General features: G+C 67.9%; 25 protein-coding genes. 6 read left to right on the forward strand and 19 right to left on the reverse strand.

The features are described 5' to 3' along the window. Positions 1-40: 40 nt before the first annotated feature. Entirely contained in the window at positions 41-976 is a 936-nt protein-coding gene (locus tag QC180_RS04525) for a 4-(cytidine 5'-diphospho)-2-C-methyl-D-erythritol kinase (RefSeq protein WP_278261317.1), read from the reverse strand. Between the two features lie 129 nt (positions 977-1,105). Here QC180_RS04525 and QC180_RS04530 point away from each other — a divergent pair, with 129 nt between their 5' ends. After that, complete coding sequence (locus QC180_RS04530; protein ID WP_278261318.1) at positions 1,106-1,309, forward strand: heavy-metal-associated domain-containing protein; 204 nt, start codon at positions 1,106-1,108, stop codon at positions 1,307-1,309. 322 nt (positions 1,310-1,631) lie between these two features. Here the strand turns inward: QC180_RS04530 and rsmA are convergent, their stop codons facing one another. From rsmA to QC180_RS04555, 5 genes are all read right to left on the reverse strand, one after another. Beyond that, complete coding sequence (gene rsmA / locus QC180_RS04535; protein ID WP_278261319.1) at positions 1,632-2,513, reverse strand: 16S rRNA (adenine(1518)-N(6)/adenine(1519)-N(6))-dimethyltransferase RsmA; 882 nt, start codon at positions 2,511-2,513, stop codon at positions 1,632-1,634. A 34-nt stretch (positions 2,514-2,547) separates the two neighbouring features. After that, a complete protein-coding gene (locus tag QC180_RS04540; RefSeq protein ID WP_278261320.1) occupies positions 2,548-3,702 on the reverse strand; it encodes a lipase family protein in 1,155 nt (384 codons plus the stop codon). A 67-nt stretch (positions 3,703-3,769) separates the two neighbouring features. Continuing rightward, the gene (locus QC180_RS04545; protein ID WP_278261321.1) at positions 3,770-4,921 is read right to left on the reverse strand and encodes an alpha/beta fold hydrolase; all 1,152 of its coding nucleotides are present in this window, start codon (positions 4,919-4,921) and stop codon (positions 3,770-3,772) included. A gap of 140 nt (positions 4,922-5,061) precedes the next feature. Continuing rightward, entirely contained in the window at positions 5,062-6,189 is a 1,128-nt protein-coding gene (locus QC180_RS04550) for a resuscitation-promoting factor (protein ID WP_278261322.1), read from the reverse strand. Between the two features lie 160 nt (positions 6,190-6,349). Then, positions 6,350-7,204, reverse strand: a complete 855-nt coding sequence (locus QC180_RS04555; protein WP_474646397.1) for a TatD family hydrolase — start codon at positions 7,202-7,204, stop codon at positions 6,350-6,352. Between the two features lies 1 nt (position 7,205). On the opposite strand from QC180_RS04555, the gene metG reads away from it, so the two are divergent. Then, positions 7,206-8,774 (forward strand): methionine--tRNA ligase, encoded by a 1,569-nt coding sequence (gene metG, locus QC180_RS04560; RefSeq protein ID WP_278261324.1) that lies wholly within the window; start codon positions 7,206-7,208, stop codon positions 8,772-8,774. Positions 8,775-8,837: 63 nt separating this feature from the next. Here metG and QC180_RS04565 read toward each other — a convergent pair whose 3' ends face one another. Together QC180_RS04565 and rsmI are read right to left on the reverse strand one after the other, a co-directional pair. After that, complete coding sequence (locus tag QC180_RS04565; RefSeq protein ID WP_278261325.1) at positions 8,838-9,590, reverse strand: isocitrate lyase/PEP mutase family protein; 753 nt, start codon at positions 9,588-9,590, stop codon at positions 8,838-8,840. A 45-nt stretch (positions 9,591-9,635) separates the two neighbouring features. Then, on the reverse strand, positions 9,636-10,517 hold the full coding sequence (gene rsmI / locus QC180_RS04570) for a 16S rRNA (cytidine(1402)-2'-O)-methyltransferase (protein WP_278261326.1): 882 nt from the start codon (positions 10,515-10,517) through the stop codon (positions 9,636-9,638). A 127-nt stretch (positions 10,518-10,644) separates the two neighbouring features. Between rsmI and QC180_RS04575 the strand changes: the two genes are divergently transcribed. From QC180_RS04575 to QC180_RS04585, 3 genes are read left to right on the forward strand one after another with little or no spacing between them, the layout of a single operon-like run. Next, positions 10,645-12,243: a dolichyl-phosphate-mannose--protein mannosyltransferase gene (locus tag QC180_RS04575; RefSeq protein WP_278261886.1), complete on the forward strand. Its 1,599-nt coding sequence runs from the start codon at positions 10,645-10,647 to the stop codon at positions 12,241-12,243. A 32-nt stretch (positions 12,244-12,275) separates the two neighbouring features. Continuing rightward, complete coding sequence (locus QC180_RS04580; RefSeq protein ID WP_278261327.1) at positions 12,276-12,569, forward strand: type II toxin-antitoxin system Phd/YefM family antitoxin; 294 nt, start codon at positions 12,276-12,278, stop codon at positions 12,567-12,569. Beyond that, entirely contained in the window at positions 12,566-12,826 is a 261-nt protein-coding gene (locus QC180_RS04585; RefSeq protein ID WP_278261328.1) for a Txe/YoeB family addiction module toxin, read from the forward strand. The genes QC180_RS04580 and QC180_RS04585 overlap by 4 nt, the downstream gene beginning before the upstream one ends. A 6-nt stretch (positions 12,827-12,832) precedes the next feature. Here QC180_RS04585 and QC180_RS04590 read toward each other — a convergent pair whose 3' ends face one another. Both QC180_RS04590 and arcA read right to left on the reverse strand, forming a co-directional pair. Continuing rightward, positions 12,833-13,189 (reverse strand): GntR family transcriptional regulator, encoded by a 357-nt coding sequence (locus QC180_RS04590; RefSeq protein WP_278261329.1) that lies wholly within the window; start codon positions 13,187-13,189, stop codon positions 12,833-12,835. A 4-nt stretch (positions 13,190-13,193) separates the two neighbouring features. Continuing rightward, the gene (gene arcA / locus QC180_RS04595) at positions 13,194-14,435 is read right to left on the reverse strand and encodes an arginine deiminase (RefSeq protein ID WP_278261330.1); all 1,242 of its coding nucleotides are present in this window, start codon (positions 14,433-14,435) and stop codon (positions 13,194-13,196) included. Between the two features lie 125 nt (positions 14,436-14,560). Between arcA and soxR the strand changes: the two genes are divergently transcribed. Further along, entirely contained in the window at positions 14,561-15,046 is a 486-nt protein-coding gene (gene soxR / locus QC180_RS04600) for a redox-sensitive transcriptional activator SoxR (protein ID WP_278261331.1), read from the forward strand. A 64-nt stretch (positions 15,047-15,110) separates the two neighbouring features. Here the strand turns inward: soxR and QC180_RS04605 are convergent, their stop codons facing one another. The 9 genes from QC180_RS04605 to QC180_RS04645 all read right to left on the reverse strand — a co-directional run bounded on the left by QC180_RS04605 (position 15,111) and on the right by QC180_RS04645 (position 22,885). Continuing rightward, positions 15,111-15,578, reverse strand: a complete 468-nt coding sequence (locus QC180_RS04605) for a hypothetical protein (protein WP_278261332.1) — start codon at positions 15,576-15,578, stop codon at positions 15,111-15,113. 83 nt (positions 15,579-15,661) lie between these two features. After that, positions 15,662-17,434, reverse strand: coding sequence for an alpha/beta hydrolase (locus QC180_RS04610; RefSeq protein ID WP_278261333.1), 1,773 nt, complete (start codon positions 17,432-17,434; stop codon positions 15,662-15,664). Then, the gene (locus QC180_RS04615; RefSeq protein ID WP_278261334.1) at positions 17,431-17,772 is read right to left on the reverse strand and encodes a hypothetical protein; all 342 of its coding nucleotides are present in this window, start codon (positions 17,770-17,772) and stop codon (positions 17,431-17,433) included. Before QC180_RS04615 ends, QC180_RS04610 begins: the two co-directional genes overlap by 4 nt. A 6-nt stretch (positions 17,773-17,778) precedes the next feature. Next, positions 17,779-18,204, reverse strand: coding sequence for a YbaB/EbfC family nucleoid-associated protein (locus QC180_RS04620; RefSeq protein WP_278261335.1), 426 nt, complete (start codon positions 18,202-18,204; stop codon positions 17,779-17,781). A 17-nt stretch (positions 18,205-18,221) separates the two neighbouring features. Then, complete coding sequence (locus QC180_RS04625; RefSeq protein ID WP_278261336.1) at positions 18,222-18,827, reverse strand: DUF3558 family protein; 606 nt, start codon at positions 18,825-18,827, stop codon at positions 18,222-18,224. Continuing rightward, the gene (locus QC180_RS04630) at positions 18,824-19,210 is read right to left on the reverse strand and encodes a hypothetical protein (RefSeq protein WP_278261337.1); all 387 of its coding nucleotides are present in this window, start codon (positions 19,208-19,210) and stop codon (positions 18,824-18,826) included. The genes QC180_RS04625 and QC180_RS04630 overlap by 4 nt, the downstream gene beginning before the upstream one ends. Then, entirely contained in the window at positions 19,203-19,994 is a 792-nt protein-coding gene (locus tag QC180_RS04635; RefSeq protein ID WP_278261338.1) for an ESX secretion-associated protein EspG, read from the reverse strand. Before QC180_RS04635 ends, QC180_RS04630 begins: the two co-directional genes overlap by 8 nt. Next, entirely contained in the window at positions 19,991-21,646 is a 1,656-nt protein-coding gene (locus QC180_RS04640) for a hypothetical protein (RefSeq protein WP_278261339.1), read from the reverse strand. Before QC180_RS04640 ends, QC180_RS04635 begins: the two co-directional genes overlap by 4 nt. A gap of 708 nt (positions 21,647-22,354) precedes the next feature. Next, the gene (locus tag QC180_RS04645) at positions 22,355-22,885 is read right to left on the reverse strand and encodes a hypothetical protein (protein ID WP_278261340.1); all 531 of its coding nucleotides are present in this window, start codon (positions 22,883-22,885) and stop codon (positions 22,355-22,357) included. Positions 22,886-22,892 lie beyond the last annotated feature (7 nt).

The following is a 22,892-nucleotide window of genomic DNA, read 5'->3' on the forward strand; positions in this document are numbered from 1 at the left end:
GATCTGGCAGCGGTCGGTTTCCGCGGCTCCGGCGGGACGGTCAGCGTTTGGCCTGGGCCTCGGGGTCGAGGACGCGGGCGCCGGGGACCGGACCACTGGCGGTGCGCACGCTGCGGCAGACCCCGGCACCGGCGAGTTCGGCGGCCACGGCCACGGCGGCCTGGTCGCTGTCGCACAGGAAGGCGCAGGTGGGGCCCGAGCCGGAGACCAGACCGGCCAGGGCGCCCGCGCTCACTCCGGCGCGCAGGGTCCGGCGCAGCTCCGGTTTCAGGGACAGGGCGGCGGCCTGGAGGTCGTTGCCGAGCAGCGGGGCCAGGGTGTGCGGGTCGCCCGAGGCCAGGGCCTGCATGAGTTTCTGGGGGTCGCCCAGGCGCGGCGGGTCGCCCTCGGCGCGCAGGCGGTCGAGTTCGCGGAAGACGGCGGGGGTGGACAGGCCGTCCTTGGCCAGGGCGAGCACCCAGTGGAAGGTGTTGCGCGACAACACCGGAAGCAGTCTTTCGCCGCGGCCGGTGCCCAGGGCGGTGCCGCCGTGCAGGGAGAAGGGGACGTCGCTGCCGAGTTCGGCGGCGATGGCGGAGAGTTCCTCGCGGCCCAGGCCCAGGTCCCACAGTTCGTTGAGGCCCACCAGCGCGGCGGCGGCGTCGGCGCTGCCGCCCGCCATACCCCCCGCGACGGGGATGCCCTTGGCGATGGCGATCTCCACCAGCGGCGCGCGTCCGGCCAGGTGGGCCAGGCGCACCGCGGCCTTCCAGACCAGATTGGTGCGGTCGGTGGGCACGTCGGCGGCGCCCTCACCGGTGACCCGCACCGTCAGCGAGGCCGAGGGGGCCAGTTCCACGTCGTCGGACAGGGACAGGGCCTGGAACACGGTGGTCAGATCGTGGAAGCCGTCGGGGCGCAGATCACCGACTCCGAGATGCAGATTCACCTTGGACGGGGCGCGCGCGACGACCGGGCTGGGCACAACTGACAGCACGATCACCAAGCGTAACCGGTGGTACCGACGAGTTCGCGCGACGCGGGTTGCGCCAGATACCCATGGGGGGTATGTTCGATCGTGTCGGGCACCCGACCCGAGCACCGTTTCAGCGAGAAGGAGTCGGCCATGGCCACCACCACCTACACCGTCACGGGAATGACCTGCGGGCACTGCGCGAGTTCGGTCAAGGAGGAGATCGGCAAGATCGACGGCGTCACCGGCGTCGATGTCGATGTCGCCAGTGGGCTGGTCAAGGTGGACAGCGCCGCAGACCTGGCCCGCACCGATGTGGCCGCCGCCGTAGACGAAGCCGGTTACGCGCTGTTGTGATTTGGCGGCTGGCGTCCGAGGGGCGATACTTCGGCTTCGCCGTGACGTCTCGCCCCTCGGACGCGAGGCGGCCGAAAACCCGTGGTGGGGGGCGTTGTCGTTCACCGGACATTCATCCGGGGGCGCGGTGTGGCGGATCATCCACAGTGTCATCCACATCCACGCACAACCATGATGCGCGGGGATCGTCCGATGTGGTTCGGGTCATCGCCCGGCGACCATGATCAACACCGACCGGTGCGAAAACCGGTTGTCCACAATTGCTTTCACAGGCGCTCGGGGTGAACGGCCGGTGTACGGCGGGTTCCCGGGAACGGCGAGGTCAGCCCTGGGCGGCCAGCCGGACGAAGGCGGCGGTCTCCAGGGTCTCACCGCGCGCGGTGGGATCGATCCCGGCGGCCACCAGCCTGCGCTCGGCCTCGGCGGGCGAACCCGCCCAGCCGGACAGGGCCGCGCGCAGCGTCTTGCGGCGCTGGGCGAAGGCGGCGTCGATCACTTCGAAGACGCGGCGGCGGTGCGCGTCGTCCATGGGCCAGGGCGCCTCGGCGTAGCGGTCGATGCGGACCAGGCCCGATTCCACGCGCGGCACCGGCCAGAACACCTGGGTGCCCACGGCGCCCGCGCGCCGCACCTTGCCGAAGAAACCGGCCTTGACGCTGGGGACGCCGTAGACCCGGTTGCCGGGTTCGGCGGCGAGGCGATCGGCCACTTCGGCCTGCACCATCACCAGCGACACCTGGATGCTCGGCAGTTCGGCCAGCAGGTGCAGCAGCACGGGCACGGCCACGTTGTAGGGCAGGTTCGCCACCAAAGCGGTCGGGGTGGCGGGCAGTTGGTCGGCGCGTACGCGCAGGGCGTCGGCCTCGACCACGCGCAGCCGGTCGGCCAGGCCGGGGGCCCGGTCGGCGACGGTTTCGGGCAGGTAGTTGGCCAGCACCGGGTCGATCTCGACGGCGACCACCTGGTCGACCACGTCGAGCAGCGCCAAGGTCAGCGAGCCGAGTCCGGGGCCGACCTCGAGGACGGTGTCGGCGGCACCGACGCCCGCGGCGGTGACGATGCGGCGCACGGTGTTGCCGTCGTGCACGAAGTTCTGCCCGAGCTGCTTGGTCGGCCGGACGCCGAAGCGTTCGGCCAGCGTCCGCACCTCGGCGGGACCGAGCAGTGCGGCGCTACCGCGCGCGGGAATCTCTGGTTCGGGCACTGCTAGAACCTACCAACCCGGTCGATCGGGCAGCTCAGCGCTGCGGCGGGGCGGCGTGTACGCGCGCGTGGAACTCGGCGATGGCGGTGCGCATCTGCGGGGAGGTGGTGCCGTGTTCGCCGGTGCCGGGGATCACCTGCTGGTCGACGCCGTTGGCCGCGAACTGCGCGACCAGCGCGCCGTGCAGCGGCGAGGGCACGACCATGTCGGTGACGTTCATCGTCAGCAGGATCGGCGCGTCGTAGCCGCTGGTCGGCAGGGTCATGTACTCGGCCAGGACATCTCGCAGCGGAGCCAGCGGCTTGGCCAGCATGTCGGACGGGTTGACGCCTTGGGCGCCCGCGAAGATCTTGTCGATGCACTGGTGCCCGGCCGCGTCGACGAGCGAGCGGCCCAGCGGAGTCAGATAGGAATCGACGTCGGCTTCGGGGTGGGTGGCGCGCAGCCCGGCCAGGATGCTCACCACGAACGACGAGGTGGCGCCGGACAGACCCGGGATCTGCGGCAGCCCCGGCCCGGCCAGCGGCAGCACCTTCTCCACGTCGGAGGCCGGGTCGACGGCCACCGTGCCACGGAAGTCGAGTTCGGGCGCGTACCAGGACTGCACGTGCGCGGTGCTGAGCGCGGCGTGCCCGCCCTGCGAGACACCGAAGACGCTCCACGTGCGCGACAGATCCAGGTCGGCGGCGCGGGCCGCGCGGACCAGGTCGATGGTGGCGGTGGCCTCGCTGCGAACCTCGAGATAGGGGTGCGGGCCGGTGTCGAAGCGGCCCAGGCCCAGGTAGTCGGGGGCGACGACGGCGTAACCCTGATCGACCAGGCCCTTGATCAGCGCGTCCTCGGCGCCGCGGAAGCGCGGCAGCATGGACTCGGGATCGGACTGGCCGCCGCAGCCGGGACCCGACCCGGAGGTGCCGTGGTCGTAGGCGATGATCGGCCAGCCGGTGGCGGGGGCGTCACCCTCGGGGACGAACACCGCGCCGCTGGCCGGGCGCGCGACACCGGCCGAGTCGGTCATCCAGTACTCGATGACCTTGCCGTCGGCCATCCCGCGCCAGCCCGCGGGCTCGTCCAGCACCGAGATGACCGAGCCGGGCGCCTCGGCGGTAGCGGGAGCGAAGCCAGCGGCCAGCAGCGACGCGGTGGCGAGGGCGGCGACGATCGTCGCGCGGAGCGGGTTCTTCGGCACGGATTCATCTCTCCACCAGGCGGCCATGATTCTGGACGAGTGTACAGATCACGGCGTCGGAGGACGGTCAGACTTGCCCTCGGGTGGCCAGGAATTCGTCGATCGCCGCGAACATCGCCGGGTTCAGTTCGCAGTGACTGCCGGTGCCGACGACGGGCCGGAAGTCGACCCCGCCCGCGACGAATTGCGCGGCCAGCGCGGCGTGCAGCGGCGAGGGCACGGTGCGGTCGGTGGCGTTGACCAGCAGCAGGATCGGGGCGTCGTAGCCGCTGGTGGGGACGGTCATGTAGTCGGCCATCACCGAGCGCAGCGGCTCGTCGCCGAGCGGGCGGGACAGCAGGGCGCCCAGCGTCAGGTCGGCCACCCGGTCGTCGATCGCGTCCTGACACAGGGTGCCGATCTCGTCGAGGATCTCCCGGCCGAGCGGGGTCAGATAGCTGTCGACCTGCGCGTCCGGACGGGCGGCGCGCAACCCGGCGAGAATGCTCACCGAGAACCCGAGGATGCCCCCGCTGACGCGATCCGGGTTACCCGGGCCCAGCAGCGGCGCGACCTTCTCCACATCCGATTCCGGATCGACCGCGATGGTGCCCCGGAAATCCAGTTCCGGCGCGTAGCTCGTCTGCAGATGCCCGGTCCCCAGCGCCGCCTGACCACCCTGCGACATACCCGCCGCGATCCACACCGGAGACAGATCCGACCGCACCGAGCGCGCGGCCCGCAGCATGTCGATGGTGGCGGTGGCCTCGGTCTCGATGCCCAGATACGGGTGCGGGCCGGTGTCGAAGCGACCCAGCCCGAGATAGTCCGGCGCGACGACCGCGAACCCCTTGCCCACCAGATACCGCAGGAACTCGTCCTGCTTCGCCTGCGATTCCGGCCACGGCGCCCCCGCCGGATCGGACTGCCCACCGCAGCCCGCGCCCAACCCGGTGGTCCCGTGGTCGTAGGTGATCACCGGCCAGCCACCCGGCGGCACCTCGCCCGTCGGCAGATACAGCGCGCCACTGGCCGGTTGCGTCACTCCCCCCACGCCCCTGGTCCAGTACTCGATGACCTGCGCCCCCGACATCCCGTGGAATCCGTCGGCCTGCGGGATCACCGAGATCACCCCACCCGGCTCCACCGCCTGCGCCCCCACCACGGGCACCGCGACCCCGACCCCCACCGCCAGCACCGCCACGGCGACCACACTCCGCCAGACCGAAACCCCGCGCATAGCAACCACCCGTCGACTCGTCACCGACCCGAGGTCACCGCACGAGCACAGCGAACCCGGCGAAACGAGAGCACGCTACCGCACCGATCCGCCGAAACCCCGCACATCCCGCATCAGGCGAAACGGCGAGCACCCCACTCTCAGCTCACGCCGAGGCGGCTGGTGCAGGCGGGCCAGGCGCCCCAGCCCTGGCGGGCGCGGGTGACTTCGGCGATGGCGATCTGTTCCTCGCGGGTGGCGAGGTCGGCGCGGGGGGCGTATTTGAGGCCGCCCTGGCGTTCCCAGGTGCTCTGGTCGAACTGGATGCCGCCGTAGTAGCCGTTGCCGGTGTTGATGGCCCAGTTGCCGGTGGACTCGCAGCGGGCCAGCGCGTCCCAGAGGTCGCCGTCGCGGACCTCGGGGACCTCGGTGCCGGGCTTGGCGCCCTTGCGGATGGTCTTGGGCTGGGCGGGGGTGATGACGTTCGAGTTCACCTGCACGCGCGCGGCTTCCACACCGTTGACCATCGTCACCGCGAAGGTGGCCTCGTGCAGGCCGGGGGCGCCGGGGTTCTCGACGACGGTGCGGCTCATGTTCATGGTGGGGTCCTCGATCACCGTTTCGGTGGGTTCGAGGGGCAGCACCTCGGTGCGCTGCTCGGTGTGCCGACGGGTGACGGTGACCGTCATCCCCTCGCGCAGCGGGGCGTCGGCGGCGGGCTCGGCGAAGTCCTCGGCCCGCAGGGGTACGCCCGCGGCGGTGAGGAATTCGCCGACGGTGGCCGCGGCCAGGCGCACGTCGACCGGCGCGGCGACGCCGTCGACCAGCGAGATCGTGCGCGGGGTGTAGACGCTGAGCGCGGCGCCCGCCAGCGGCAGCTTCTCGTCGCGGCCGGGCAGCACGTGGGTGTCGGACGGGATCTGCATCTGGGCCAGGGCGTCGCCCGCGGTGGTGCCGGTGGTCCACACCGTGCGTTCCACGCCATCGACGGTCACGGTGATCTCGCGACCGCGGTTGAACGTGATGGTGGCGCCGTCGCCGACCTTGCTGCCCGCGGCCGGGATCACCTCGTCGTGTTCGGAGATCTCGTAGCCCGCGTCGGCCAGGATGGCCCGCACATCGCGGGACATGGTGGTGAGCTCGGTGCGCTCACCGTCGACGACCAGCGCCACCGTCTTGTGGTTGACGATGGCCAGGGAGGCGCCGACGAGAAGAATCAGCAGCATGGCCGCCACCGCCGCGTACAGCAGCGGCGAGCGTGACGAGTTGATCCGCGCGAAAGCCGACATGGTTACAGAACGATAACGACCAACCCCGCACCCGACAACACCGAGCACTCCGATCAGGGGCTACGCGGATCACGGCCCGGCATCGTCGCCGCTGGTACGTCACAAGATAGACACGCAAATGTGACGCGTATCACGTTTGCTGTCCAGTCCCCTACCGGGGTCACCGGATCCGGTAGAGCCTGCGGGCGTTGGCGGTGGTGATCTCGGCGAGCTCGTGCGGGTCCTGCTCGCGGACCTCGGCCAGCGCGCGCACGGTGTAGGGCAGGCAGTACGACTCGTTGGGCGCCCCGCGATACGGATGCGGGGTGAGATAGGGCGCGTCGGTCTCCACCAGGATCTGGTCGTCGGGCACCAGCTTCGCCGCCTCGCGCAACTCGTGCGCGTTCTTGAAACTGACCGTCCCGGAGAAGCTGAGCACGTAGCCCTCGGCCACACACGCCTCGGCCATGGTGGCGTCGGAGGAGAAGCAGTGGAAGATCACAGTGTCGGGCGCGCCCTCGTCGAGCAGCACGGTGAGCAGGTCGTGATCGGCCTCACGGTTGTGGATCATCAGCGGCTTGCGGACCCGTTTGGCCAGGTCGATGTGCCAGCGGAAGCCCTCGATCTGGGTCTCGATGTCGGCGCACCCGTCGAGCTTGCCGGGCCAGTAGTAGTCCAGGCCGGTCTCGCCGACGGCGACCACGCGCGGGTCGGTGGCCAGGTGCTCCAACTCGGCCTTGGCCTTGTCGTCGAGCGCGTTCGCCCTGGTCGGATGCAGCGCGACGGCCGCGCAGACCCGCGGGTCCCACTGCGCGGCCCGCACGGCCCACTGCGCCGCGGCCAGATCATCGGCCACGGTCACCACGTGCCCCACGCCCACCGCGGCGGCGCGATCCACGATCGCCGTGGTGGACACGGCATCGGTCGCACCGCAGGCGTCGAGGTGGGTGTGCGCGTCGATCAGCGGCGCGAGCGGCGGCGGAGGAGGCGGAGCCGGACGATTTTGGTTTGCCACGCGGATTACAGTAGTTCGCATCATGAGCGCATCTGAAGGCGCCGAGGCGCCCGCCTTCTACATCACCACGGCCATCGCGTACCCCAACGGTGCGCCGCACATCGGACACGCGTACGAGTACATCTCGACCGACGCGCTGGCCCGGTTCAAGCGACTCGACGGCTACGACGTCTTCTTCATGACGGGCACCGACGAGCACGGCCAGAAGATGCAGCAGACCGCCGCCACCGAGGGCATCCCGGTGCAGGAACTGGCGGCCCGCAACTCCGATGTCTTCGAGGCGATGGACAAGGCGCTCGACATCTCCTTCGACCGCTTCATCCGCACCACCGACGAGGACCACAAGGCCGCCAGCATCGCCATCTGGCAGCGGATGCTCGCCAATGGCGACATCTACCTGGGCAACTACTCCGGCTGGTACTCCGTCCGCGACGAGGCGTTCTACACCGAGGAGGAGACCACCCTCCTCGACGACGGCACCCGCGTCTCGACCGAGACGCAGACCCCGCTCACCTGGACCGAGGAGTCGAACTACTTCTTCAAGCTCTCCGAGTACCAGGACAAGCTGCTCGCGCTCTACGAGGAGCGGCCCGAGTTCATCGCGCCCGCTACGCGGCGCAACGAGATCGTCAGCTACGTCAAGGCCGGGCTGAAGGATCTGTCGATCTCGCGCACCACCTTCGACTGGGGCGTGCCGGTGCCGAGCCAGCCCGACCACGTGATGTACGTGTGGGTCGACGCGCTCACCAACTACCTGACCGGCGTCGGCTTCCCCGACACCGAGTCGGCGAGTTTCCAGAAGTACTGGCCCGCCAACGTGCACATCATCGGCAAGGACATCACCCGCTTCCACACGGTGTACTGGCCCGCGTTCCTGATGTCGGCCGGGATCGCGCTGCCGGACCGGGTGTTCGTGCACGGGTTCCTGTACAACAAGGGCGAGAAGATGTCGAAGTCGACGGGCAATGTCGTCGACCCGCTCGGCCTGGTGTCGACCTACGGCCTGGACCAGGTACGCTTCTTCCTGCTGCGCGAGATCTCCTACGGTCAGGACGGCAGCTACAGCAACGACGCCATCGCGGGCCGGATCAACGCCGACCTGGCCAACGAGTTCGGCAACCTGGTGCAACGCAGCCTGACCATGGTCAACAAGAACTGCGAGGCCCAGGTGCCGACGCCGGGCGAGTTCACCGCCGACGACCAAGCCCTGCTCGACCGCGCGGGCGCCCTGCTCGAGCGCTGCCGCGCCGAGTTCGACGTCCAGCAGATGCACCTGGCGCTCGAGGCGATCTGGCTGACCCTCGGCGAGACCAACCGCTACTTCTCCGCCAACGCGCCCTGGGCCCTGCGCAAGTCGGGCACCGAGGAGGATCTGGCGCGGATGGCGACGGTCCTCTACGTCACCCTCGAGGTGGTGCGGATCGTGGCGATCCTGGTGCAGCCGGTGATGCCGGGCTCGGCGGCCAAGATCCTGGATCTGCTCGGCCAGGAGGGTCGCGTCTTCGCCGATATCGCCACGCCGCTGGCGCCCGGAACCGCGCTGCCCGCGCCGGAGCCGGTGTTCCCGCGCTACGTCGAACCCAAGGAATAGTCCGGACGACGACAACGGCGCGCGGCATCTCGCCGCGCGCCGTTGTCGTATCTCCGGGTTGGCTCAGGTCCAGGCGGCGAGCAGCCGCGACGCCTCGGCACCCAGCGCCGCCTGCAGCAGCGGCCCGAAGCTGATCCGCGCGACGCCGAGCGAGGCGAAGTGTTCCTTACCCGGATTCTCCGGCTTGGTCACCACATTGACCGGCAGCGGCAGCTCACCGGTGAGCCGCAGCAGCACCTCGTCGCTGTGCCAGCCCACCGGGTACAGCACGTCGGCGCCCGCCTCGGCGGCCAGCCGCAGCCGCGCGATGGCGCGGTCCACCCGGTCGGCCTCGTCGCCGTCCTGACGCAGGAACAGGTCGGTGCGCGCGTTGACCACCAGGTGCACACCCGCCGCGTCGGCCGCCGCGCGCAGCCCGCCCACGTACGCGGCGTGCTCCTCGGGCGAACGCAGCCGCTTGCCCTCGCTGTGCACGGTGTCCTCGACATTGAGGCCCACGGCCCCCGCCCCGAGCAGCCCCTCGACGATCGCGGCGGGCTCGAGCCCGTACCCCGACTCGACGTCCACCGACACCGGAACCTCCACCGCCCCGGTCACCTGCGCGACCCGCGCCAGCAGCTCCTCGAAACTCATCCCCTCCCCATCACTGCGCCCCACCGAGTCGGCCACCGGGTGACTTCCCATCGTCAACCCCGAAAAACCGGCCGTCACAGCCACATTCGCCGACCACGCGTCCCACACCGTCGGCAGCACCACCGGATCACCCGGCCGATGCAGTTCGAGCAGAGTCTTCGCTTTCGCATCCAGAGAGGTCATACCGCGATGATGCCTCACCGCCCGGCCGCGTGCCGCCGAAGAAGTTCAGTCGGCGGAGCGGGCGGCGAGGACGGCTTCGTAGAGGTCCTTGCGGGAGGCGCCGCGGCCCGCGGAGACCTCGGCGCAGGCGTCCTTGAGACGCATGCCGCTCGCGACGAGGGTTTCCACCTCGGTGACCAGGTCGGCGGGGTCGGCGGTGGTGGGCTGGGCACCGGCCAGCACGACGGTGATCTCGCCGCGGGCGCCCTCGACCGACCAGGCGGCGAGTTCGGCGAGGGTGCCGCGCACGACCTCCTCGTAGGTCTTGGTGAGCTCACGGCACACGGCGGCGCGGCGGTCGGGGCCGAGCACGGCGACGGCGTCGGCCAGGCAGTCGGCCAACCGGTGCGGTGCTTCGAAGAACACGCAGGCGCGCTGCTCGGCGGCCAAGGTGCGCAACCACTCCCGACGCTGGCCGCTCTTGCGCGGGGCGAAGCCGTCGAAGCAGAAACGCTCCACCGGCAGCCCCGACAGCGCCAGCGCGGTGGTCACCGCCGACGGCCCGGGCAGACAGGTGACCGGCAGTTCGCGTTCCACGGCGGCGGCGACGAGCCGGTAACCCGGGTCGCTCACCGAGGGCATGCCCGCGTCGGTGACCAGCAGCACGGTGAGTCCGCTGGCGATGTCGTCGAGCAGGGCGGGGATGCGCGCGGTCTCGACGTGATCGTAGAAACTGACGACCCGGCCGGTGATCTCCACGCCCAGCGCCTTGGCCAGCGATCGGGTACGGCGGGTGTCCTCGGCGGCGACCACGTCGGCCGTGCCGAGCGCGTCGCGCAGGCGCTGGGACGCGTCGCCGATATCGCCCATCGGGGTAGCCGCTAGGACCAGCACAGTTGGCGTCCCGCCTCTCCGTAGTCTCGCCCGGCTCGATCGGGGTCGGTCCATTCTGTCAGGCGTGGGTATCGGGCCGGTCCCGGCCTGTGCGCGGCCACGGGGCGACGGTGTCGAATCGGACTTCGACGGGCGCACCGCCTACGATCGGGGCGTGATCCCGGTGACCGAACCACGCGCGATGCCCTCGTCGCGACCCGTGCCCGGGGTGGTCGCTCCCGGACCGCTGCGCCCCGCGCCGGACTTCGGTCCGCTCGACACCGCGCGCGGCTGGGCGGTCACGCTCACGCTCACCCTGATCGCCGCGATCACCCGTTTCGCCAACCTCAACTACCCCACCGACGCGCGCACCCCCGTCTTCGACGAGAAGCACTACGCGCCGCAGGCCTGGCAGATGGTCACCGGGGGCGGCGTGGAGGACAACCCCGCCTACGGCCTGGTGGTGCATCCGCCGGTCGGCAAGCAGTTCATCGCGATCAGCGAGGCGATCTTCGGCTACAACGCGTGGGGCTGGCGCGGCACCGCGGCGCTGGCGGGCACCATCCTGGTGCTGCTGGTGATCCGGATCGTGCGGCGCATGTCGCGCTCGACGCTGATCGGCGCGTTCGCCGGAATCCTGCTCATCGCCGACGGCCTGACCTTCGTCTCCTCCCGCATCGGCATGCTCGACATCTTCATGGCGCTGCTGGTGACGGCCGCGTTCGGCTGTCTGATCGTCGACCGCGACGAGGTACGACAACGGATGGCCGCGGCCGATCTGGCCGGACGGGTCGGGCTCTCGGATTGGGGACCGCGACTGGGCGTGCGCTGGTGGCGATTCGGCGCTGGCGTGCTGCTCGGCCTGGCCTGCGGCACCAAGTGGTCGGGCATGTACTTCATCATGTTCTTCGGCCTGATGTGTGTGGCCTTCGATGTGAGCGCCCGGCGCGCCTACGGCGTGCGCAAGCCCTGGCTCGGCACCGCGGTCCGTGACATCGGACCCGCGCTCTACGCGCTGGTCGCCGTCCCGCTGGTGACCTACCTGGCCACCTACTGGGCCTGGTTCGCCAACGAGTCCAGCGTCTACCGCTACTCCGTCGACAATCCCTCCTCCACCAAGGACCCGATCGGCACCGGCGGTTTCTGGTCACACGTGGCCCCCGACGCACTGCGCTCGCTCTGGTACTACAGCGCCCGCACCCTGGAATTCCACACCGAACTCACCAATTCCTCGGGCAATCACCACCCCTGGGAATCCAAGCCGTGGACCTGGCCGATGGGCCTGCGCCCGATGCTCTACTACTACGCCGACGGTTCGGTCTCCGGCTGCGGTGAGACCCAGTGCGTGAAGGCCGTGATGGCGGTGGGCACGCCCGCGCTGTGGTGGCTGGCGCTGCCCGCGCTGGGTTGGATGATCTGGCGCACGGTCGTGCGCCGCGACTGGCGTTACGCGGCGGTCCTGGTCGGTTATGGCGCGGGTCTGCTGCCCTGGTTCCTCACCCTGGACCGCCAGATGTACTTCTTCTACGCCGTGGTCCTCGCCCCGTTCCTGGCCATGGGAGTGGCCATGATCCTCGGCGACATCCTCGGCTCCGCCCGCCCCGCCGGTCTCCCCCGCAGCCCCACCGGTACCTATCTCCCCGCCCCCGTCAACGAGCGCTACGCCCTGGGCCTGCTCATCGCCAGCATCTACCTGGCCCTGGTCATCGCCAACTTCGTCTGGCTCTGGCCCATCCTCACCGCCCAACCCATCAGCCCCACCAGCTGGCAAGACCACCTCTGGCTCCCCAGCTGGCGCTGATTTTCCGTACAGACTCCCTGTACAGTGTTTCCATGCGGCAGATCAGCTACACCGAAGCACGAGCGACGTTGGCCAAGGTGCTCGACACCGCGACCGACGACCTCGAAGAGGTAGTGGTCACTCGCGCGGGGCACGAGCCCGCGGTCGTCGTGTCGCTGCGCGAGTACGAGGCGCTGAAGGAGACGGCGCATCTGCTCGGAACTCCCGCCAATGCCCGGCATCTGCAGCGCGGGCTCGAGCAGTACACGGCGGGCGGCTTCACACCGCGCGAGCGCATCGACGTCCCCGAGGACAACGACGATGCCGACGCCCCCGGCGTCGCATGAAGCTGGATTTCGCCGACGAGGCATGGGCCGACTACGAGTGGACCGTCGCCAACGATCGGGCAGCCGCCCGCAAGATCAACCGGCTGTTCGACGACATCAGCGTCAACGGGCAGGCGGACGGCATGGGCAAGCCGGAACCCTTGCGGCACAACCTGGCGGGATGGTGGTCGCGCCGGATCACCCAGGAGCACCGGTTGGTGTATCGCGTCGACGACGAGGTGATCCGGGTGCTCTCCTGCCGACACCACTACGACTGACGTCGCTCAGTCCAGGGCCCGGCGCACGAAGTCGACGGCGTCGGTGTCGGGGAGGCCGAGGCGGCGGATGGTGGCGATGTATTCGACGGCCGCGCGGCCCGCGATGTCGCGGGTGGGGTCGCCGGAGGAGGCGATGAAAGAGCCCTGGCGGCCGCGGGTTTCGAGGACGCCGTCGGCTTCGAGTTCGCGGTAGGCGCGGGCGACGGTGTTGGGGGCGATGCCCAGATCGGCGGCCAGGGCGCGCACGGTCGGGATCTTGGTGCCCGCGGTGAGGGTGCCCGCGCGGACCTGTTCGATCACCGCCATGCGCAGCTGCTCGTAGGGCGGCTGGCTGGATTCGGTGGACAGCTCGACGTGGAACACGCGCTCAGACCTCGTCTCTGGACAGCGGGCAGGACATGCAGCGCGGACCACCGCGCCCGGACCCCAGCTCCGAACCGGAGATGGTGAGCACCTCGATCCCGGCATCGGCCAGGCGCGAATTGGTCATCTCGTTGCGCTCGTAGGCGACCACCACGCCCGGCGCCAGCGCCAGCGTGTTGTTGCCGTCGTCCCATTGTTCCCGCTCGGCGGTGACCCCGTCACGCCCCGTGTCGATCACCCGCAGTTTCGGAATGCCCATGGCGGCCGCCGCCGCGGGCAGGAACGGTTCCGGTCCGCTGATGCTGATCCGGTCCAGTTCGGTGCGCGCGGCGAACCCGTCCTCGCGCCGGATCGTGAACGCGCGCAGGCTGTCCCGCACGCCCGGATACATCACCACCGCGTCGGTGTCGACCATCGTGCACACGGTGTCCAGGTGCATGGTGGCGCGGTTCTGCGCGATCGGCACCACCAGCACGGTGTGGGCTAGATCATCGTCGAAGAGGCTGCGCGCCAACGCTTCCGCGCCCGCCGGGGACGTGCGCTCGCCCACCCCCACCGCCACGACGCCCGGCGCGAGCAGCAGCACATCGCCGCCCTCGATCGGCGCGGTGTGCGATTCGTAGGCGCGGCGCACGCCGAGGAATCGCGGGTGGAAGGCGTAGACCAGATCGGTGATCGAGGTCTCGCGGATGCGGGCGGGCAGCGCCAGCGAGGTGATCGCCACCTTGGGCCCGATCCAGAACGAGGAATCGCGAGTGAACAGCAGATTCGGTAGCGGATCGATGACGAAGTCGGCGCCGTGGTGCATGCGCCGCACCAGCGAGGTGGTGTCGGGCCCGAACGGCAGTTCGTCGAAGGTCATGCCCGCCATCAGGATGTCGGCGAGTTCGCGGGCGTCCACCTTGCGCAGTTCGGCGGCGAGTTGATCGGCCAGGCCGTGCCCGAGTCTGCGCGCGTCGACGGCCGCGGAGATGCCCTGGATGCGCGCGGCCCCGCTCACGGCGAGGGTCTCGGCGAGCAGGTCGGCCAGCAGCAGCACTTCGACGCCGCGCTCGCGCAGCACGGCGGCGAACGCGTCGTGCTCGGCCTGGGCGCGCTCGACCCACGGGATGCCGTCGAAGAGCAGCTGATCGTTGTTGCTCGGGGTGAGCCTGCGCAGTTCGTCACCGGGCCGGTGCAGCAGCACCGTGCGCAGCGTGCCGACCTCGGAGGTGACGGCCAGGCGCGTGTCGGGCGTGGTTCCCATGCGCAAACGGTAATCCGAACCGCGCGGGTCGGCACGGAAGACCCGCAGGCCGGGCCGAGTCCTGCCGTTTTCGTACACGCGACGAAGACCTCAAGTATTGTTGAGGTGAAGTGGGAGGAGCAGGAATGACGACGGCCGATTGGCAAACGAAGGAGCTGACCCCCGGGCAGCTTTCCGATCGTAGTGGAGTTGCAGTGTCCGCGTTGCACTTCTACGAACGTGAAGGTCTCATATCGAGTCGTCGAACCAGTGGCAATCAACGCCGCTACGCTCGGGAAACGCTGCGCCGCGTCGCCTTCATCCGCATCTCCCAGCGCGTCGGCATCCCGCTCAGTGAGATCCGCTCCGCCCTGGACCGCCTCCCCGAAGGCCGCACCCCCACCCGCCGCGACTGGGAAACCCTGTCCACCACCTGGCGCGAAGACCTCGACGACCGCATCACCCAACTCACCCGCCTCCGCGACAACCTCACCGGCTGCATCGGCTGTGGTTGCCTGTCCCTGGGGTCGTGCAAATTGGTCAACGAACAAGACCACCTCGGCGCCGAGGGGCCTGGTGCACGGGTTCTCGATGTCCAACTGAACTGCCCGACCCGACCGGTGTGTGGGTGATTGTCACTTGACGGACTTGGGGACAACTTCCGCTCGAGCGCTGCGCGTTCCTGTTCAGCGCCGGTCAAGGGTGTTCGATGGTGAACGGGTCGTTCTCCATCGCGTCGATCATCTCCTCTGACACGCACGGAGAGAACCCGGTGAGGCTGAGGGAGCCGTCACCCTTGCCCGCATCCTGGAGCTGCAACCCGAAACCATCCGGAATCTTGGCTTTCACCACAGTCCGCCCTCGAGTTTCCGTTTCCCAGCCTTTGCTCTGCCAGATGGCGGGTATCCGCTCGAAGTACTCGGCTGTCGAACCAGGTGGGAGTCTGATGATCCAGTACCCGATGCTCAAGTACCGGGGACCGCTCGACTGAGTATTTCCCGACCAACACGGATTCGCGATCGGGGCGCGATGCTTTTTTGTGGCGAGATCCGGATTGTCGGGCTGCTTCGAAAGTCCCGTCCCCGCAGGAAGTTCCGCGAGTACCTCCGACATATGAGCACGGATCTTGAACTGTGCATCGATTGCCGTAATCGACTCGTCCACGCGAGGGCCTTCTGACATCGATCCACAACCTCCTACGGCCAGTAGCACGGAAACCACGATCGGTACCGATAACCACACTGCTCTCACTCGTACGTCACCTCACCAAGATTCCCCGCGATGATGTGTCCCATGTTGACCAACGACGTGTTGCCGAGGTCCCAGTACTCGCTGTGCGAGGGGAAGCTGTAACCCAGGACGGGCGTGCTCGTTCCTGGGTCCGATGTGAAGACTTGGCCACCGAACTCGGACTCAGTCGGGTCCTCGCCGTGCCGGTCGAGCCCCGGAACCACCCCCGGCAGATTCTCGTACAGAGGTGTCGGATCATTCTCTGCCCGAGTGGAGAACACGTGCGTGTACTGCTGGCCGTCCGGAACACCAGTCAGACTAAGATCGCGCGCCGTATCGACGCCAGCGCCCGGGCTCGCCACCATGACGACGGTATCAGCGTCAAGTGTGCGCCCCTCGGCCGCCGACAGACCGACAACCGTTGTGCCGTAACTATGTCCGAGCACCGTATTGCGAGACGATTCACCTTCGTGCGTGACCCGCAGACCGTCCTGGAAAGCATTCAACGCTGGTGCCCCCGCCTCGGCATAGTCGCGCTGCGTAGCGTCGCCGAGCTCTGGCGGTGCGTCATATCCCATCCACGCGATCGTCACCGGATTCGATGCGCCGGAGTCCTCCGCCTGATCGCTCATGCGGTCTACTCGATCCATGTCGCCGTCAAGCTTGGAGGGCTGCGAGCCGGTCCCCGGTACATAAGTGGTCACGTGGGAGGCCGTGTCCGGATTTCCATCTGCGACGATCGCCCGCACTCGCTCGCCAGACTTATCATCCATGCCTAACAGCAGCCGTGGTTCACCGTCTTCGGCCTGCGGCTCGAGTGCATTGGAAGTGCCGACAAGATCCTCCAGATGCCGCGACTCCTCCATTTTCGACTTCCACTCGGCGTAGCCAGGCTCCTGCTTCAACCACTGGTCGTCCTCCACCGAAGCGCCGGTGTATTTCAGCCACTGCTCGTGTTTGTCACCGGCGATCTCCTTCGCCTCATCCCTCGCGGTCTGCGCGGCAGTGAGTTGCTCGGTGAGCAGAAGCCGGTTGTAATGGTCGCGATCTTCGGCGGGCATACCGTCGCGATTACCCAGGTAGTGGTCCTGATTCCAGAGTGCGTCCTTGTCCTCGTCGGACAGTGTGGACCACAGCTCGTGGAACTCCTCGGCGTCTGTGGGAAGGCCCGTCTTCCCGTCGAGGATGTCTTGCACCTGTTGACTGCGTTCGCCGAGGCTGACCTCGATGGACTGGGCGACCGGCTTGATGGCGCCGACATTCTCGAACGCCTTCTCGATCGCGACTGTGGTGTTCTCGATTGTCTGCCCCAGGCTGAGCAGCGCGGCTTTGATCGGTGACTCGTAGACGTTCTTCGCTGTCGCGTCGAGGGCGGCCTGTGCCGCGGTGATGTCGTCGAGGTCCGCGTCCGGTAGTGACAGCCGGGCATCGGGCGCGGTGACGGTGCCGTCTTCGGCGACGGTGAACTTGTCCTTCTCGGCGAGGTCGATCGCCGCGGTGGCGGTCGACTTGTCCGCGGCGATGCTGGCCTGGCCGCTAGATCCCGCTGTGATCGCGCTGTCGAGGGCGGCGGTGATCTTGCGGCCTTCGGTGACTGTGGTTGTTGTCGTCTCGCGCGCGCGATCACCGGCATTGCCCACCCAGTAGCTGGTCGATCCGGCGTAGTCACGCTGTGCCAGATCGAGATTCGCGACCAAGCGGTCGTGTAATGAGCGCCACTCACTGAGCTGCGCTTCCAATGCACCGGGCTGGATGGCGTAAGCCTGGGATTTCGTCGCCGGGCCGGTCACGATCCGGTCTTCCAGGTGGACAGGTTGTCGATCTGGAGTTCGGTGGCATGGTCGGTGTGATGGAAGGCGTCCACGCATTTGACGGTGTTGTCACCGATCGCTTGCAGCGCGTCGCTCAAAGCGCTGTTCGCCGAGGCGGTCTCGGTGGACTTGGCCGCGCATACATCGGCCAGCCGGAAGTCGGCGAAGCCGAAACGGACAGCGTTTGCGGCCGATCCGAAATTGCTCGGTGCCACTGTGCCGTAAGCGATTTCGGCAGCGTAACCACGCATCGCTCGTGCGAGCGCGAGTGCGTCATCGGCGTTGATATCCAGCGAATCAGCAAGACCACTGCCCATGATGATCTACCTCCCCCAGGTGTTTCGATCAGGGTACTCGTCCCGGACGTGTCGTTGCTCTCCCGACTGGCGCTCGAGCCCATCGCCGGATCGATAGTGTGGTGGATGCTCAGGCAGCGGACCATTCATCGCGTCGATGGTGTCTGCCACAGCTCCGGCGACTCGCGGATCAGATCGGAACTCGGCCAGCGCGGTTCGTGCGTTGGCCCGTGCGGTGCGTAACGCGTGCGCGGCGAGCTCGTTGATCAGTTTGCTGAGCCCAGCCCCGCCGAGCACGAGCAGCTTGTCATCGATCTGGACATTGATCTCGCCATCCGCGCCCGCGCGGACCTGGATCAAACCATCGGCGGCGGTCGCGGTGGATCGCGTTGCGGTGAGCGCGGATACCAGGTTCGAGGTCTTCTGCGGAAGCGGGTCCAATGAGTTCGTCATATCGGTGTCGGCCTTCGCTACTGCGGGACGTGGGGTTCGATGGTTTCGGCGATCGCGCCGATATGGTCGCATGCATCCCATTCGGTAAGAGCCGAGTAGCTTCCGACCATGATTTGAACGATTCCGTCAGGACCGGGAAACGCCACGACACAACCATCCGCTATTGTGTCTCGAAACATGATGCCCGCCCTGCCATTGGCCGTGAATTCCTCTTCGTCCTCACGATCCCGTATCTGTTGCAGGCTGATGTTCGCTGATTGGAGGTACATGCCCGCAGTGCCGAGCGTCTGACCGCGCACGTCTTCGCGGCGCTCGAACTTGCAGCCGATGAACGCGTAGTCGTAGTTGACGGCATCGGAACGCTCGCGAGTTTCCGGCGCGAATTCGATGGCGGATATCACTGGGTCGGAGATCTCGGAGCAGGGATCCCACCGGACGGGTGTCGGCGTACCTCGACCCTGTTGAGGCGGGTCGCCGACAGGTGCTGCGAAGGATCGCGTGGGCGTCACCGATGTGGTGTCGGCTGGACCGCCGTCGCCATCGTCGGACTGCAACGAACATGCAGTCGGCATCAGTGCCAGCGTCAGTGCCACAAGCGTCAGACGACGCGCATTCCCTGTCACTGTCCATCCTCCGTCGCACGGTCCGCTAGTGCGATTCGCCGGGCGCTCAGATCGTCGGCGTCTTCGAGCAGACCGGCTGATCTGAGAAACCCTTCCTGGACCTGCATCGCCCCCTGAATCAGTTGGTTGATCGCGTTTCCAGCGGAATTTGCCTTATTTCTGAAACCTTCCTGAAGCTCGATACCTGAGGGGAGGGTACCGAATCCGGTGACCGTTTCGCCGTTTCTGATCGACAGGCGAGACGCACTCAGACCTTTGATGAAGGCATCTATTTCACGCACCGCCGCTCGTGCCTCATCAGGCTCGAAGCTGAATTCGCCAGTACCGGAACGCTGGACGAATCCACCGATCTCCGCCTGTCCATAGTTGATCTCTTCAGCCACCGAGGCTCCTCTCGTCGGACATGGAAGGATCCCGGGTCAAGGCGATCAGTTCACGGGAAAGCGTGGTCGGTGACACCGGCACCACACGAGTGTCGTTCTCATCGACCGTGATCAGATATCGCCCGCTCGACAGCCGTCCCGCGTCGACGTCGATGAAACTGACGTAGCGATTGGAAAACGCCCGGCCGCCACCGAGCGGTCGGGAGATAGCGAAGTGCCCCTCACCGGAACGGCGCCGAAGTACCAGGCTTCGGATCTGCTCCTCGATCGGTGGTCTCCCGTCCGGCGTGACTCCCCACCGTGCTGGCGGCTGCTCCCCACGTACGCGCGGCGTGAAGCCCAGCATCGGTCCCGCCGCGCCTGAGGGCGTCGGTGGCAGTAGGGCGGACAACCGCGACGGCACGTCCGCGCGTCGGGTCAGCGTAATACCGACAGGTGTCGACGGCTCGGTTGCCGTCGTGTACTGGTGCACTATGACTCCGATCGCGTCCAGCGCCGCGCCCTGTGCCCGGACGTCGAGTCCACCGGCGAATCGGGCCGAGCAGCGAAGCCGGGTATCCGCGCCCGCCAGCACTGTGAACGCTGCCGACAGCCCTTGATCACGCCCCGGTGGAAATCGGGTGGACAGCGCGTCGGCGATGAAGCGCTGCTGCTCGGCACGCGTCATGAATGTCTCGCGGATTGTGAGCGGCCGAGGATAGTCGAAGGCGTCGAGGCGGGTTTCGCGATGCCAGAGTGCGGCGAACTCGTCCGGGGTCAGCGTCCAGGTCAGGTGCTCGGTCACCGGGTTTCTCCCGATGGGGTGTGCGTCTGCGCCGATCCGGGAAGGCCGTGCTGGGCAAGGAGACTGGCGATCTCCGCCGACAGCGCGGGTTCGGATTGCGCTGGTGCGGACTCGCTCGGCGCTGTTGGATGGGCCGGTACCGCGGCGATATCTTCCCGGACCACCGGAGCCGTCGGTGAGACGGGTGGTATGAACTCGGGTTCGGTCCGCGTCGGACGAACCGGCGTCGATTGAACCGGGAGCTGAGGTCGGGCGGGCGCCGAATGCTCTGCTACAGGTGCCGCCGACTCGGCATCCGCACCCAGTACTCCGGTCGGCGCCTCGGTTCCGGCCAGCCAGTCGGGGTGAACTCCCCGCAAGTACTCCGGCGCCCGGTGTTCTCCCTGGTCGTCGTCTCCTTGTCGTGCGCTTGCGCCTCTGCCCGCCATGGGGCCCATGCCTGTCGACGTCCCGGCGGCGCGAGCAGAACCGGGCGACCCGCCCAGCACAGTCCTCGGTTCGGTATTGGGAACCGGATTCGGCCTTCCCGGCGTCGGCTGGACACCCAACTGACCGCCGACCGCGGGCGAGCCGGTGCCGCCCGGTGATCCGGCGGAACCTGGTGCGCCTGTCGTCTGCGGGAGCCCTGACTGTGCGCCGGGTTGGCCGGTCTGGGTCCCGCTCGGTGTGGTGCTCGCGGGTGTTGTCGACTCGTCTTGTTCGGACGGAGACGAGTCGTCGGTCGAGGTCGAGCCGTCATCTGCCGTGTCGGCGGTATCGCTCGGGGAGTCCTCGGTACTCGTATTGTCGGCGGGGTTCGTGGTCGGTGAGTCCTCGGGGTCCGGCGTTTGATTCGAGGGTTCGTCGGATCTCTTCGTGCCTCCTGAATCAGTGTCCGAAGCCGGGATGCCCTGCGTGCCCTGGGGATTCACCGGTGTGCCGCCTTCCCCGAAGCGGGGCGCCTCACTGAAGGCGGGGACCGAATCACCGGTGGTCGGGAAGGACGGCGCGTAGATCGTGCTCATCGTGACCCGTGCGGTGTTCTCTGCTGCCGCTCGCGCATCCTGATCTGTCGTCGCCGTCTCCGGATTGACGAGACCGGGAATGATCATCGACGTCGGATCGTCGGGATCGAGTGAGACTCCCGTCGATGATGTCGGCGGAGGCACCGCGAGCCGCGTGGCTTCAGCTGCCCACGCCGCCGCGTCGAGCCGATCCGACACCGTGGAGAACACCTCACCGATCTGCCGCGTCGCCGCACCGAGTGCCGCGACGGCCGCGCGCGCCGCATCGCCACTCCGGCCTTGCCACTGCCCCTGGTTCATCAACCCGAGCAGCGAGAACTGCAACGACTGCGAGAGATCGGACAACCGCGTGCACTCGGCCGACCACAAACTGTGGGCGGTGCGCAGCCCTTCGACGTTCAGGGCTTGGGCGTGCTGATAGATGTCAGCGTGGGAGTACGCGCCGAAGTTCTCTTGGGTGGCGACAAAGTTCGCGTCTAGACCCGCGTTCTTGGCCAGCAGAGCCTGGTCGGTAGCGTTCGCGCGAGACTGCGCGGTAGACATCTTCTGCTGAGCCGCGGCGGCGGCGACACCGGCGGCGTTGCCACCGAGCTGAATCAGTGGAGCTGGCGCGCCGCCGAGCGAAAGTTCCGGACCATCCGCCGTCATCGAGTCCCCCTCGGTCGATCAATAGGCCGCACGCACTTCCCCCTGGCGATCCGCCACCAAACGCTATCACGCGCGCCGAGCAAGACTGGGTGGATGGATTGAGCCCTTCCCCGCTCACCCGCCCGGAAAACCGGCACCACCTCGACTGGTCCCGAAATGCCCGATTTCCCCGAAAGTGCCTGGCCTGGCGAGCAAATCGCCAGTTGCTCACGTCGGCCGACGTGTGTAGCGTCACACAAACAAGAACGGCCGCCCGGCGAGTTGGCGCTCACCGAACGGCCTGGGTACGAAACAGTCAGCAGCTGTTCGCACCGTGGGATGAAATCCTACATGCAACGGCTCGATGCCTCATGGCGTCGGGCCATCGTCGTCCTCGGGGTGAGGTCTGCCCCGCGTGACGAGCTGACTGTGTCGTGTCCAGGCGTGGCCGCTCCTGCCGGTCGTTATCGGAGAGCCCGACCGAGGGACACACAACCCTGACACCCAGCCTCCTGCGAGAACCATCGTCGTACGCCTCGCACGTACGCACCTGGTCGGTTCGGGAGTGCACACCTTCGACCCGGGTCCAACCCGCCACACGCCGAATCGGGCGTGGGGCTACCGGTGTTGGCCGAGGTCGCGAATCGGGGTCAGGGAGCGGGGAGCCGGGCAGGGATGGTTACGACACCGGCACCCTTGGGTGCTCGATATGGTTCGTTGCTGTGACTGTCACCTGAAGTAGTACCAATAGCCACCGAGAGGGACATACCTGGTGTCGATTGTGCTGGTGGGGGTTCGGCCATCCGGAAGGTACATGAACCCGCTGGTGGCACCGGGGTAGTACCTCGCCAGAGAGAACTTACAGTCCCCACGGGGACCACCGATAATATGGTGGAACTCGTAATTGCCGATAGTTTCGCTCCTGTACGGAACACCGAAGCGTCCGCTTTCCAGCACGGCGCACTGAGCGGCCGCCCGATCCATCTCACCGCGCGTCATCAGCCAACCGATCCGGCCCGGTACATATAACCCCGACAACACGATCGTGGCGATGATGAACACCGGAACCAGCAGCCCCCAACGCCACCACTTCGCGTATTTCTTCGCCCCGGCGACGATCACCAAGACCAACCACACCAGCACCGGAACGGCGAGCACGGGAGCGACGAAGAGCACGACCTCATCGTCGTCGAACACCGGCACACTCATCCACAGACGCCAAGCGCAGCACAGGAAGGTCGCGACAACCGCGACAACCATCACCGCC

The organism is Nocardia anocheti (genome assembly GCF_029675105.1).
GTDB lineage: Bacteria > Actinomycetota > Actinomycetes > Mycobacteriales > Mycobacteriaceae > Nocardia.